The following is a 13,086-nucleotide window of genomic DNA, read 5'->3' as shown; positions in this document are numbered from 1 at the left end:
CTCGTGTTTTTCGCCGGCCTGGTCGCTCAGGAGTCAGGAGTCAGAGGCCCGGAGCGCCGCACGCCGACCGCCGCGACGACCAGGGCCAGCCCCGCCGCGACCACGGGCACCGCGTAGCCGGTCACCGTGGAGGCGTGCTCCACCGTCCAGCCGCCCGTCGCCGATCCGGCCGCTATGCCGCCGAGCAGGGCGGTCACCGCGAGCGTCATGCCCTCGTTCAGCTGCCCCTCGGGCGTGAGGCGCTGGACCAGGGTCATCCCGGTGACCATGGTCGGCGCGGTCGCCGCGCCCGCCAGCAGGAGGCAGCCCGCCAGGACGAGCCGTGAGTCGGTCGTGGCGGCGGAGAGCAGGGGGAGGGACATCAGCGCCGTCATCCCGGCCAGGCAGAGCAGCAGCCGGCGCCGCACGTTCTCGACGGGCCGCAGTGATCCGTAGAGGAGTCCCGCGGCGCAGGAGCCGGCCGCCTGGAGGGCGAGGATCGCGCCTCCGGCATGGGCGATGGACACCACTTCCATGGCGCCGAACACCGCGCCCGTGGCGAGGAAGGCGGCGAGCAGGGCGGGCATCCCGGTGGCGCGGAGAGGGGAGGAGGTGCGGGTACGGGGCGCCACCGGGGGTTCGGTCGCCCGCTGGGCGGCGAAGACCAGGACACCGGTCAGCATCAGGACCGCGCCGGCCACGGTGCCGGCCTCCGGGAAGAGCGCCCCGCACAGGATCGCGGCCAGGACGGGGCCGAGCATGAAGCAGAGCTCGTCGGCGGCCTGCTCGAAGCTGTTCGCGGTGTGCAGGGCAGCCGGATCGCCCCGGTGGATGTGCGCCCAGCGGGCGCGGGACATGCCGCCGGTGTTGGGTGTGGTGGCCGTCGCGGCGTAGGCGGCGAACAGGGTCCAGACCGGGGCGTCGTAGTGGACGCACAGCGCCAGCGCGAGGGAGCCGAGCGCGGCGGTCGCGGTGGCCGGTACGGCGACCCTGGCCTGGCCGTACCGGTCGACGAGCCGTGCGGTCCAGGGGGCGACCACGGCCGTGGCCGCGAGTCCGGTGGCGGTGACCGCCCCCGCCAGGGCGTAGGAGCCGTGGGCCCCGGCGATCATGATGACCGCGCTGACGCTGAACATGCCCATGGGCAGCCTGGCCAGCAGACCGCCCGCGGTGAAGGCGCGGACACCCGGCGTGGAGAGCAGCCGGCGGTACGGGTTGCCACGCACATCGGGCACGTCGGACGCAGCGGACCGGGCGGGTGGCAGGGGCGGGGCGGGGGTCTTCGGGGTGCCTGTGGCGGTGTCGGGCGGCATGCGCCCAGCGTCGGGGTGGCCGGCCGGTGCGGTCCAACACCTACTCGGCGCCCATTCACGCGGGCGTGTTGTAAGTTCTGCGCGTGCCCCCATCCGACACCGACCCCCGGCTCCTGCGCGCCTTCCTCGCGGTCGCCGAGGAGCTGCACTTCACCCGTGCCGCGGCCCGGCTCTACGTGGCCCAGCAGGCGCTCAGCAGGGACATCAGGCGGCTGGAGCGCGAGCTCGGCGCGGAGCTCTTCGCGCGTACCACCCGCCAGGTCTCCCTCACCCCGGACGGGCAGCGGCTTCTCCCGCACGCCCGGCGGGTGCTGGACGCCCACGACGCCCTGGCCGCCGCCTTCGGCGATCCGGCCGCCCGGCCGCTGCTCGTCGATCTCAACACCGACGGCATGACCGCTGCCCGGGTGCTGGCCCGGGCGCGGGAGCTCGCCCCGGCGTGCGAGCTGATGGCGCGCTTCGAGAGCGGGCTGTCCTGGGCGGCCGACGAGATCCTCGCCGGGCGGCTCGACGTGTCGTTCGGACGGGCCGCGGGGCTCGACCCCTCGGTGCTCTCCCGGCTCTCGGTGCAGCCCGTGCGGTTCGAGCCGATGGCCGTCCTGCTGCCGGGTGATCATCCGCTCGCCGGGCAGGAGGCCGTCGCGCTCGGCGAGCTGGCCGGAGAGGTCGTCTACGCGGGCGCGGGCAACGCGCGTACCCGGGAGTGGACGGATCTGGCCACGCTGCTCTTCGACGCCTGGTCGATCGTGCTGGCTCCGCCCGTTCCGCTTGCTGTCGGGGCGGCCGAGTTCCAGCGGGTCATGGCCAAGTCGGGTAATCCCGTTCTCGCGGTCGTCGACTTTCCGCCGATGCCGGGAACCGTGGTCCGGCCGCTGTTCCGGCCCGTCCCGCTGTCCCCGCTCATGATGGTCTGGCGCAATGGGCTGATTCACCCCGGTGTGTCCGCTCTGCGCGCCGCCGCTGCCCAACTGGCGGCGTCCGAGGGGTGGATGGAGCGTCCATCTGGATCTTGGCTGCCGGAAATCGACGCGTCACTGATGTGTCACCTTTCCTGAACAAGACCCAGGTACCGGAGTCCGGGGGTCAGGGCTGTGCGCTACATTCATGGTCCGGGTGCACTGGGACATGCGCGCGTGGACAGGGTGGGGGCCCCTTCCGGCCGCAGAAGTCCGGTCGTTCCGCTTGCTCCCGGTTTCATTGAGTGGGGATGTGCTTACACCTGTGGAAAATTGGCGTGAAGGTACCCGGACCGGGCACTCACACGAGCGGCACGAGGTCACGCTTCAACTCGACGGCCTCGGACGGCAGCTCTCCGAACTGATCATGGACCCGGGTGTTCCGGAAGGCTCCGAAGGTCCCGTCTTCGTCGACGCGAGCGGCCGTCGCAGCAAGTCGCTCCGACGCGTCGGCTGGCTGCTCGCCGCCGTCTGCGCCGGCTACGCCGTGACGCTGGTCGTCGCCGTCCTCGGGGGCAGCTCCGACGCGCCCTGGCTGCCACTGACCGGACAGCACGAGAAGTCGGCCGAGACCGGGGTGCGGCCCGCCCCGGCCGAACCGCTCGGCTCCGGGACGGCGCCCGCCGCCGTCCCCGCGGCCGAGCCGCCCGCCGAGCTCCCGCAGAGCCCGGTCCAGCCCGTGGACACGGCCGTTCTGCCGGTGGAAGAACCAGAAGGCGCGCGGTAGATGACACGCCCCGCCCCGCGGGTCGGGAGCCACCGGAAGAAGCGGGCGAAGCGCAGACTCCCCATGCGCTATCTGCTCCCGTCCGTGCTTCTCGTCGCCCTGCTCGCCATGCTCATGCTGCGTGGTTACGTACACAGCGAGGTACTCGCGGACCACCGCGTCCAGCCCCCGGCCCCCACCACCCAGGTGCCCGCGAACGTCCTGGAGGGCGGCCCGGTCATCGACGCGCGGTCGGCCACCGAGCCCGCCAAGACGCTCCGCATACCCGACCACAAGATCGTCCTCACCTTCGACGACGGCCCCGACCCCGTCTGGACGCCACGGGTCCTGGACGCGATGAAGAAGTACGACGCGCACGGCGTCTTCTTCGTCACCGGCACCATGGCCTCGCGCCACCCGGGCCTCGTCCAGCGCATGGTCGACGAAGGCCACGAGATCGGGCTGCACACCTTCAACCACCCCGACCTCTCCTACCAGTCGCCCAAGCGCATCGACTGGGAACTCTCCCAGAACCAGCTGGTGCTGGCGGGCGCGGCCGGCATCCGCACCTCCCTGTTCCGGCCGCCGTACTCCTCGTTCTCCGCCGCGATGGACAACAAGTCCTGGCCCGTCACGCAGTACATCGGCAGCCGCGGCTACCTCACCGTCGTGAACAACACCGACAGCGAGGACTGGAAGCGCCCCGGAGTCCGCGCGATCATCGAGCGCGCCACGCCCGAGGGCGGACAGGGCGCCATCATCCTGATGCACGACTCCGGCGGCGACCGGTCCCAGACCGTGGCCGCCCTGGACACGTTCCTGCCCGCGATGGAGCAGCGCGGGTACGAGTTCACCCACCTCACCGCCGCACTCGGCGCCTCCAGCGCGCACACCCCGGCCACGGGCTTCGCGCTGCTCAAGGGCAAGGCGTTCGTCTCCGCCGTCGGTGTCTCCGAGCGGATCACCGATGTGCTCGTCGTCGGCCTCGCCGTCATCGGCGTGCTGGTCATGGCCCGTTTCGGACTGATGCTGCTGCTCTCCTTCCTGCACGCGAGGCGGGTGCGCGGGAAGGGCTTCAGCTGGGGCCCGCCGCTTGCCCGGCCGGTCTCGGTGCTGGTCCCCGCCTACAACGAACGGGAGTGCATCGCCGCGACCGTGCGGTCCCTGGTGGCCAGTGACTACCCGATCGAGATCATCGTCATCGACGACGGTTCGACGGACGGAACGGCCGACATCGTCCGGGCGCTGCGGCTCCCGAACGTCCGGGTCGTCCGCCAGCACAACGCGGGCAAGCCGGCCGCGCTCAACAACGGCATCGCGCACGCCCGTTACGACATCGTCGTGATGATGGACGGCGACACGGTCTTCGAACCCTCCACGGTCCGCGAGCTCGTCCAGCCCTTCGCCGACTCCCGGGTCGGGGCCGTCGCGGGCAACGCCAAGGTCGGCAACCGCGACTCGCTCATCGGCGCCTGGCAGCACATCGAGTACGTGATGGGCTTCAACCTCGACCGCAGGATGTACGACCTGCTCGGCTGCATGCCCACCATCCCCGGCGCGGTCGGGGCCTTCCGCCGCGAGGCGCTGGACCGGGTGGGCGGCATGAGCGATGACACCCTCGCCGAGGACACCGACGTGACCATGGCCCTGCACCGGGACGGCTGGCGCGTCGTGTACGCGGAGAACGCCCGGGCCTGGACCGAGGCGCCGGAATCCGTCCAGCAGCTGTGGTCCCAGCGCTACCGCTGGTCGTACGGCACCATGCAGGCGATCTGGAAGCACCGGCGCGCCGTCATCGAGCGGGGCCCCTCGGGCCGCTTCGGACGGGTCGGGCTCCCCTTCGTCTCGCTCTTCATGGTCGTGGCCCCGCTGCTCGCCCCCCTCATCGACGTGTTCCTGCTGTACGGACTGGTCTTCGGCCCGACGGGGAAGACGGTCGCCGCCTGGTTCGGCGTCCTGGTGGTGCAGGCGGTCTGCGCCGCGTACGCCTTCCGGCTCGACCGGGAGCGCATGGTCCACCTGATCTCGCTGCCGCTCCAGCAGATCCTGTACCGCCAGCTCATGTACGTCGTCCTGCTCCAGTCGTGGATCACCGCTCTCACCGGCGGCCGGCTGCGCTGGCAGAAGCTGCGGCGTACGGGAGTGGTGGGGACGCCCGGCGCGCAGCGGACCGGGCGGGCCGCCGCCGGACGGGACCGGAGGCCCGTGGCATGACCGATCCGCACCAGCCGTACCCGCAGGCGGCGCACCCGCTGCCGTACCAGCAGGCCCAGCGGTCCCGGAGGCTCCCGAACGTCCCGCCGGCCGCTCGGCCCCACCGGGACGAGCCGGCGGCGAAGCCCGGACGCGACCGCTACCTCGACCTGCTGCGCGCCGTGGCCCTCGTCCGCGTCGTCCTCTTCCACCTCTTCGGCTGGGCCTGGCTGACGGTGCTCTTCCCGTCGATGGGCGTCATGTTCGCCCTGGCCGGCTCGCTGATGGCCCGCTCGCTGGCCAGGCCCGCCGCCACCGTCGTCCGCGACCGGCTCCGCAGGCTGCTGCCCCCGATGTGGGCGTTCGCGGCCGTCGTCCTGCCCGCCATGTTCGCGCTCGGCTGGAAGCCCGTACGGGAGGAGGGCCTGTGGTGGTTCGTCAGGCTCGGCTGCTACCTCCTGCCGGCCGGCTCGCCCCCGTACCCCGAGGAGAGCGGATCGCCCGGCGGGTTCTTCGAGGTGTCCTGGGCCGAACAGGGTGTGGGGCCGCTCTGGTACATCAGGGCCTACCTCTGGTTCGTCATCGCCTCGCCGCTCCTGCTGAAGGCGTTCCGCAAGCTGCCGTGGGTGACGATGCTCGCCCCGACCGGCCTCACCGCCGTGCTCGGCACGGGCCTGGTGACGGTCCCCGGGGCCACCGGCGAGGCGGTCCTCGACTTCGCCGTGTTCGGCTCCTGCTGGATACTCGGCTTCGCCCACCACGACGGTCTCCTGAAACAGGTCCCGCGCTATCTGGTGGTGTCATCGGCCGCGATCGTCATGGGCTTCGGCCTGTGGTGGGCCTCCGGGCACCTCACGGACGAGGGCTGGAACCTCGACGAGATCCCGCTCGCCCAGTCCACCTGGTCCTTCGGCTTCTGCGTGATCCTCCTGGTGTACGCGCCCTCCTGGCGGCGGCTCCCGGGCCGGTTCGCCGGGTGGGACAGCCTGGTCACCCTCGCCAACAACCGGGCCGTGACGGTCTACCTCTGGCACAACCTGCTGCTGATGGCGAGCGCCTACCTCGTCGACCAGCTGTGGAACGTCCCCTGGGTCGGCGACAACCTCGGCTCGTACCTGGAGAGCTCGTACACCGTGCTCACCCTGCTCGCCCTCTGGCCGCTCCTGGGCCTGGCGATCCTCGCGGTCGGCTGGGTCGAGGACGTGGCGGCCCGGCGCCGGCCGCGCCTGTGGCCGAACGGCGCCGGCGAGGACCGGCAGGAGCCGCCGCAGCCGCCGAGGACCCGCTCGGGCGGTCATGCCCGCGCCCGCTGACCCCGTGTCCCTCACCGGGGCGTCCGGCGCCAGGTGAGAGCAAGGTTGCCTACCGGTCACCTCGCAGCACCACGCCGAAACGCGCGCTCCATACGGTCGGGACACAAGCACACGACACCCTGTGGAGGCGCGTGATGACCGGCCGTTGGATCGAACAGTGGGAGCCGGAGGACGAGACCTTCTGGCGCGAGACCGGCGAGCGTGTCGCCCGGCGGAATCTCTGGTTCTCGGTGCTCTCGGAGCACATCGGATTCTCCATCTGGACCCTGTGGTCGGTGATGGTCCTGTTCATGGGGCCGGAGTACGGGGTCGACCCGGCCGGGAAGTTCTTCCTCATCTCCACGGCCACCCTGGTCGGAGCGCTCGTGCGGGTGCCGTACACCTTCGCCGTGGCACGGTTCGGCGGGCGCAACTGGACCGTGTTCAGCGCGCTGACGCTGCTCGTCCCGGCCGTCGCCGCGTTCGCGGTGATGGAACCGGGGACCTCGTACGGCACCTTCGTCGCCGTGGCCGCGCTCGCCGGGATCGGCGGGGGCAACTTCGCCTCGTCCATGACGAACATCAACGCCTTCTTCCCGCTGCGCAAGAAGGGCTGGGCGCTCGGGCTCAACGCGGGCGGCGGCAACATCGGCGTACCCGTCGTCCAGCTCGTCGGTCTGCTCGTGATCGGCACGGCGGGGGCCGCGTACCCCCGGATCGTGCTCGGGGTCTACATCCCCCTGATCGTCGTCGCGGCGCTGTTCGCCACGTTCCGCATGGACAACCTGCGGCCGGTGCAGAACGACACCGGGGCCGCGCTGGAAGCGGTACGCGACCCGCACACCTGGATCATGGCGCTGCTCTACATCGGCACCTTCGGCTCGTACATCGGCTACAGCTTCGCGTTCGGTCTCGTCCTGCAGACCCAGTTCGGACGGACCCCGCTCCAGGCCGCGTCGCTCACCTTCATCGGACCGCTGCTCGGCTCACTGATCCGGCCGGCCGGCGGCTGGCTCGCCGACCGGTACGGCGGCGCCCGCATCACCCTGTGGAACTTCGCGGGGATGGCCGCGGCCACCGGAGTCGTCGTCCACGCCTCCCGGACCGAGTCCCTCGGGGTCTTCCTCACCGGTTTCATCGCACTGTTCGTCCTGACCGGCCTCGGCAACGGATCGACGTTCAAGATGATCCCCGGGATCTTCCACGCCAAGGCCGTGGGCAAGGGCATGCGCGGCGAGGAGGCCGCGGCGTACGGGCGGCGGCTCTCGGGAGCGGCCATGGGACTCATCGGAGCCGTCGGAGCGCTCGGCGGGCTGGCCATCAACCTGGCGTTCCGGCAGTCGTTCCAGGCGGCGGGCTCCGGGACGGCCGCCTTCTGGTCCTTCCTCGCCTTCTACGCGGTGTGCTTCGGCGTCACCTGGGCGGTATACCTTCGGCGGCCCGCGGCGGTGGCGGCGAAGCCGCAGCTCAGCTACGCCGAGGTGTGACCCGGCCGGTGGCTCGTACCGGGGGACGTAACGGGTGTGAAATACAAGTGAACCGAGGCTGTCACGCAGTGTTGGCAGTCTCGGAACTCCGCACCGCCGAGCAGCAGCGGGACACGAGAGCCGGGTACACGCCATGCACGACGACGCACAGCACGGGCCCTCGCGGGCTTCACGGTAGGGGTGACCGCCGCCCGTCGCGCCGAGGAGCTCGGCACACTCCTCCAGCGCAGGGGCGCCGTGGTCCTCCACGCTCCGGCCCTGCGCATCGTGCCCCTCGCGGACGACAGCGAACTCCTCGCCGCCACCGAGGAACTCATCGAAGACGTCCCCGACGTCGTGATCGCGACCACGGCGATCGGCTTCCGGGGCTGGGTGGAGGCCGCAGACGGCTGGGGCATCGGGGAGGCGCTGCTGGGGGTCCTGCGCGGCGTCGAACTCCTGGCGCGCGGTCCGAAGGTGAAGGGCGCCATCCGGGCGGCGGGCCTCACCGAGGCGTGGTCACCCGAATCCGAGTCGATGGCCGAGGTCCTGGACCGGCTGCTCGGCGAGGGCGTCGAGGGCCGCCGTATCGCCCTGCAACTGCACGGTGAACCGCTGCCCGGGTTCGTCGACGCCCTGCTGGCGGCCGGTGCCGAGGTCGTCGGCGTCCCCGTCTACCGGTGGATGCCCCCGGAGGACATCGCCCCGCTCGACCGGATGCTCGACGTCACGGTCTCCCGGGGCCTGGACGCGCTCACCTTCACCAGTGCCCCCGCCGCCGCCTCGTACCTGAACCGGGCCGAGGTCCGCGGCCTGCTGCCGGAGATCCTGTCCGCGCTGCGGGACGACGTGATGACGGTCTGCGTCGGCCCGGTGACCGCGCTCCCGCTCCAGGACAGGGGCATCAGCACCCTCCAGCCGGAACGCTTCCGGCTGGGCCCGCTCGTCCAGCTGCTCTGTGCCCAACTCCCCGGCACCGCCCGCCCGCTGCCGGTCGCCGGCCACCGGATCGAGATCCGCGGCCACGCCGTGCTCGTCGACGGCGCCCTGCGCCCCGTGCCGCCCGCGGGCATGGCCCTCCTGCACGCTCTGGCCCGCAGGCCCGGCTGGGTGGTGGCGCGGGCCGATCTGCTGCGCGCGCTGCCCGGCAGCGGAAGCGACGAACACGCGGTGGAGACGGCGATGGCCCGGCTGCGCAGCGCGCTCGGCGTACCCCGGCTGATCCAGACGGTCGTCAAGCGCGGCTACCGGCTGGCGCTCGACCCCGTGGCCGACGCCACGTACGGGGAGTGAGGCGCGCGTATAGCGTAGGAGGGTGACGGATTCCGTATACCCCCTGCTGGGAGGGGTGACCCTGCGCCCCGCCGCCCTCGGCGACGCGCCCTCCCTCGCCGCCGCGCTGACCCGGAGCCGCGCCTGGATGCGCCCGTGGGAGCCCGCGCGCACCGAGGTCTTCTACACCACCGAGGGGCAGGAGGAACGCCTCACCGGCCTCCTCGCGGACCGGGACGCCGGGCGGGTGATGCCCTGGGTGGTCGCCGACGAGCAGGACCAGGCGGTCGGCGCGTTCACGCTCTCCTCCATCGAACGGGGACCGTTCCGCAGCGGCCGGCTCGGTTACTGGGTCGACGTCGGCCAGGCGGGCCGGGGGCTCGCGACCGCCGCCGTGCACCGCGTCTGCGACATCGCGCGCGACGGACTCGGGCTGCACCGGGTCGAGGCGGGGACCGTCGTGGAGAACACCGCGTCCCAGCGGGTGCTCGCCAAGTGCGGCTTCGAGCTGTTCGGGACGGCGCCGCGCTATCTCCACATCGACGGCGCGTGGCGCGACCACCGGCTGTTCCAGCGAATCCTGCACGACGGTCCGCCGCGCTGACCCGCCCCGGAGCGCACCGGAGCGCCGCGCCCGGCACGGCGGTGGCCCTGCGGTGGGTACGCGGCGCCGGGAAGGCGCTCACCCGGCGCGAGGGGTTCCGGCCCGGCCCTCCGACGGGCACTCTGGTGCTGACTCCCCATCGGGACCCGAGGCGGTGACAGGCTCATGGCGGCGGGCGCGTACGACCGGCGGTTCGACTCCGGCCGGATCTGCCTGGACCTGGTGGCGACGGCGGCGGGTCCCTCCGGGGCGTGCGAACGGCTCGCCGGGCCCGCGGCGCTCACCGAGTGGCTGGTGGCCGCCGGCCTGGTGCCCCGCGGGACGCCGCTCGCCGGGGTCGACGGGAGCTGGGTGGCCCGCTTCAGACAGCTGCGGGCCGGCCTCGCCCGGCTGCTGGCCGCCGAACTCGCCGGCGCCCGCGACGACCCGGCGCTCGACCGCGTCAACGCGCTCGCCGCCGGACCGCCGCCCGGACTGCGCGCGGTCCGCGCCGAGGGCGGCGCGCTCACCCGGACCCTGAACGCCCCGCCGGCCTGCGAGGAACTGCTCGCCGCCGTGGCCCGGGACTGCGTCGACCTGCTCACCGACCCGGCGTCCAGGGCGGCGCTGCGGCGCTGCGCGGGCGAGAGCTGCCGGCGGCTCTACCTCGACACCTCACGGGGGCGCCGCCGTCGCTGGTGCTCCAGCGAGGTCTGCGGCAACCGTGAGCGCGTCGCCCGGCACCGCCGCAGGGCGGCAGCCCTCGCGGACGGCCGCTGAGCGGGACGCCGCGAAGCGCGGGTACACCCGGGCCACCGCCCGCCCCCGCGAGCGCCCGGACCCGGCGGTCCGACGCGCAATCGCAACGCTGGTCACAGGTGCGGAGCGGGCCCTTCTTCGCGTACGGTTGACGGCTGCCCAGTGCACGTCAGAAGGGGGCCCCGGTGGCCGCGCAGGATGCCGCTGTCGATTCGTTGCGGGACCGGGAAATCGGTGTCGAGCAAGAACATCTGGACCGGGTTTACCACCGCCTCGAAGAGAAGATCGACGAGGCGGAATTTCTCATGCACGACGCCGTGAAAAGGGGCCAGGTCGGCACACCGGGGGCGCTCGCCGAGCGCGACGCCCAGGTGTTCCGGGCCGGGGTGCACCTCAACCGGCTGAACAACGAGTTCGAGGACTTCCTCTTCGGGCGGATCGATCTGCTGCTCGGCAAGGACGGTGAGCGCGGCCCGGACGGCGCGTTCACCTCCGTCGAGCCCGCCGACGACGCCGTACGCCCGGACCACACCGCGGACATCGCGGAGACGCTCCACATCGGCCGTATCGGAGTCCTCGACTCCGACTACGCGCCGCTGGTCATCGACTGGCGGGCCCCGGCGGCCGCGCCGTTCTACCGGTCGACGCCCAAGGAACCCGGCCGGGTCGTACGCCGGCGGGTCATCCGCTCCAAGGGCCGCAAGGTCCTCGGGGTCGAGGACGACCTGATGCGCCCGGAGCTCACCGCGCGCCTGGGCGGCGGCACACTGCCCGTCATCGGCGACGGTGCGCTGATGGCGGCCCTGGGCCAGGCCCGCAGCCACACCATGCGGGACATCGTCTCGTCCATCCAGGCCGAGCAGGACATGGTGATCAGGGCCCCCGCCGCCTCCGTCACGGAGGTCTCCGGAGGCCCCGGGACCGGCAAGACCGCGGTGGCCCTGCACCGGGCCGCCTACCTGCTCTACCAGGACCGGCGGCGCTACGCCGGCGGCATCCTGGTCGTCTCGCCGACCCCGCTCCTCGTCGCCTACACCGAGGGCGTGCTGCCCTCGCTCGGCGAGGAGGGCCAGGTCGCGATCCGCGCGGTCGGCTCGCTCTCCGACGAGGCGGCGGGCGTGGAGGGCGCCACCACCTACGACGAACCGGCCGTCGCCCGCGTCAAGGGCTCGTCCCGGATGCTCCACGTGCTGCGCAAGGCGGCGCGCGGGGCGCTGGAGCAGCCCGGGGCGCAGCCCGCGTCCCAGGACGGCCAGCTGTCGTTCGGGGACGAGGAGCCGGAGCCCGCGCGGTCCGCCGGCACCCCCACCCGGCTCCGGGTGGTCGCCTTCGGCGCCCGCGTCGAACTGGAGGCCGACGAGCTCCAGCGCATCCGCAACAACGTGCTCAGCGGCACGGCGCCCGTCAACCTGCTGCGCCCGCGCGCCCGCAAGCTGCTGCTGGACGCACTGTGGAGCAAGTCGTCGGGGCGGGGCCGCTACACCGACCCCGAGCTCGTCGCCGAGCTGCGCTCCTCCTTCGACGAGGACGTCTCCACCGAGACGCCGTTCCTCACCTTCCTCAACGACTGGTGGCCCGAGCTCACCCCGCGCAGGGTGCTCGCGACGATGGCCGACGAGCGGCGGCTCGGCCGGTGGGCCCGCCGCATCCTCAACCAGGGGGAGGTGCGGCGCCTCGCCCGTTCCCTCAAGCGGCTCGACAGCGAGGGCAGGGGCCCGCTCTCCGTCCACGACGTGGCGCTCCTCGACGAGCTCCAGACCCTGCTGGGCACCCCGCACCGGCCGAAGCGCAAGCGCGAGTTCGACCCGCTGGACCAGCTCACCGGACTTGAGGAGCTGATGCCGCAGCGCGAGGAGACCCAGTGGGAGCGGGCCGAGCGGCTGGCGGCGGAGCGCACCGAGTACGCCCACGTCATCGTGGACGAGGCGCAGGACCTGACGCCCATGCAGTGGCGGATGGTCGGCCGCCGGGGCCGGCACGCCACCTGGACGGTCGTCGGAGACCCCGCGCAGTCCTCCTGGTCCGATCCGGACGAGGCGGCGGCCGCCCGCGACGAGGCGCTGGGCGGCCGCCCGCGCCGCCGTTTCACCCTCACGGTGAACTACCGCAACCCGGCGGAGATCGCCGAGCTCGCGGCCAAGGTGCTCGCCCTCGCGATGCCGGGCATGGAGTCCCCGGTCGCGGTCCGCTCGACCGGCGTGGAGCCCCGCTTCGAGCCGGTGCGCGACCGGGACCTGGCCGGCACCGTCCGTGCGGAGGCGCGCAGACTCCTCACGGAGGTGGACGGCACCATCGGCGTGGTCGTGGCCATGAACCGCCGCGCACAGGCCCGCGAGTGGCTCGCGGAGCTCGGGCCGCGTGTGGTGGCGCTCGGCAGCCTGGAGGCGAAGGGCCTGGAGTACGACGCCACGGTCGTCGTCTCTCCCGCGGAGATCGCGGACGAGTCACCGGCCGGCCTGCGGGTGCTGTACGTGGCGCTGACCCGCGCCACGCAGCAGCTCACGGTGGTCTCGGGGGAGCGGGACCTGCCCGACGCGCACGGCGTGCCGGACCTGCTGAGGGAGTGA

At 72.9% G+C, this 13,086-nt stretch carries 10 protein-coding genes; 9 read left to right on the top strand and 1 reads right to left on the bottom strand.

Going from position 1 to position 13,086, the window contains the following annotated elements; all coding sequences use genetic code 11:
* Nucleotides 1-26: 26 nt before the first annotated feature.
* Nucleotides 27-1,292, bottom strand: coding sequence for an MFS transporter (locus Sfulv_RS10720; protein WP_173313478.1), 1,266 nt, complete (start codon nt 1,290-1,292; stop codon nt 27-29).
* An 83-nt stretch (nt 1,293-1,375) separates the two neighbouring features.
* On the opposite strand from Sfulv_RS10720, the gene Sfulv_RS10715 reads away from it, so the two are divergent.
* The 9 genes from Sfulv_RS10715 to Sfulv_RS10675 all read left to right on the top strand — a co-directional run bounded on the left by Sfulv_RS10715 (nt 1,376) and on the right by Sfulv_RS10675 (nt 13,086).
* Nucleotides 1,376-2,347 (top strand): LysR family transcriptional regulator, encoded by a 972-nt coding sequence (locus Sfulv_RS10715; protein WP_173313477.1) that lies wholly within the window; start codon nt 1,376-1,378, stop codon nt 2,345-2,347.
* A gap of 166 nt (nt 2,348-2,513) precedes the next feature.
* Nucleotides 2,514-2,975, top strand: coding sequence for a hypothetical protein (locus tag Sfulv_RS31165; RefSeq protein ID WP_305961368.1), 462 nt, complete (start codon nt 2,514-2,516; stop codon nt 2,973-2,975).
* A 63-nt stretch (nt 2,976-3,038) separates the two neighbouring features.
* A complete protein-coding gene (locus Sfulv_RS10705; RefSeq protein ID WP_173317749.1) occupies nt 3,039-5,168 on the top strand; it encodes a bifunctional polysaccharide deacetylase/glycosyltransferase family 2 protein in 2,130 nt (709 codons plus the stop codon).
* Nucleotides 5,165-6,460, top strand: coding sequence for an acyltransferase family protein (locus Sfulv_RS10700; RefSeq protein WP_173313476.1), 1,296 nt, complete (start codon nt 5,165-5,167; stop codon nt 6,458-6,460). Before Sfulv_RS10705 ends, Sfulv_RS10700 begins: the two co-directional genes overlap by 4 nt.
* A 134-nt stretch (nt 6,461-6,594) precedes the next feature.
* Entirely contained in the window at nt 6,595-7,926 is a 1,332-nt protein-coding gene (locus Sfulv_RS10695) for a nitrate/nitrite transporter (RefSeq protein WP_173313475.1), read from the top strand.
* Between the two features lie 180 nt (nt 7,927-8,106).
* The gene (locus Sfulv_RS10690) at nt 8,107-9,198 is read left to right on the top strand and encodes a uroporphyrinogen-III synthase (protein ID WP_173313474.1); all 1,092 of its coding nucleotides are present in this window, start codon (nt 8,107-8,109) and stop codon (nt 9,196-9,198) included.
* 22 nt (nt 9,199-9,220) lie between these two features.
* Nucleotides 9,221-9,781, top strand: coding sequence for a GNAT family N-acetyltransferase (locus Sfulv_RS10685; RefSeq protein ID WP_173313473.1), 561 nt, complete (start codon nt 9,221-9,223; stop codon nt 9,779-9,781).
* Between the two features lie 165 nt (nt 9,782-9,946).
* Nucleotides 9,947-10,540 carry a CGNR zinc finger domain-containing protein gene (locus tag Sfulv_RS10680; protein ID WP_173313472.1) on the top strand — a complete coding sequence of 198 codons (594 nt, stop codon included), beginning with the start codon at nt 9,947-9,949 and terminating at the stop codon, nt 10,538-10,540.
* A 164-nt stretch (nt 10,541-10,704) separates the two neighbouring features.
* Nucleotides 10,705-13,086, top strand: coding sequence for a HelD family protein (locus tag Sfulv_RS10675; RefSeq protein WP_173313471.1), 2,382 nt, complete (start codon nt 10,705-10,707; stop codon nt 13,084-13,086).

Source organism: Streptomyces fulvorobeus (assembly GCF_013167895.1).
GTDB classification, from domain to species: domain Bacteria; phylum Actinomycetota; class Actinomycetes; order Streptomycetales; family Streptomycetaceae; genus Streptomyces; species Streptomyces fulvorobeus.
The sequence above is the reverse complement of the archived record's forward strand: the minus strand, read 5'-3'. Positions and strand labels throughout refer to the sequence as shown.

Bases quoted from the DNA above. Each gene is read 5' to 3' on its own strand.
- Sfulv_RS10680 (WP_173313472.1), top strand. From the start codon at position 9,947: ATGGCGGCGGGCGCGTACGACCGGCGGTTCGACTCCGGCCGGATCTGC.
- Sfulv_RS10700 (WP_173313476.1), top strand. From the start codon at position 5,165: ATGACCGATCCGCACCAGCCGTACCCGCAGGCGGCGCACCCGCTGCCG.
- Sfulv_RS10695 (WP_173313475.1), top strand. From the start codon at position 6,595: ATGACCGGCCGTTGGATCGAACAGTGGGAGCCGGAGGACGAGACCTTC.
- Sfulv_RS10720 (WP_173313478.1), bottom strand. From the start codon at position 1,292: ATGCCGCCCGACACCGCCACAGGCACCCCGAAGACCCCCGCCCCGCCC.
- Sfulv_RS10705 (WP_173317749.1), top strand. From the start codon at position 3,039: ATGCGCTATCTGCTCCCGTCCGTGCTTCTCGTCGCCCTGCTCGCCATG.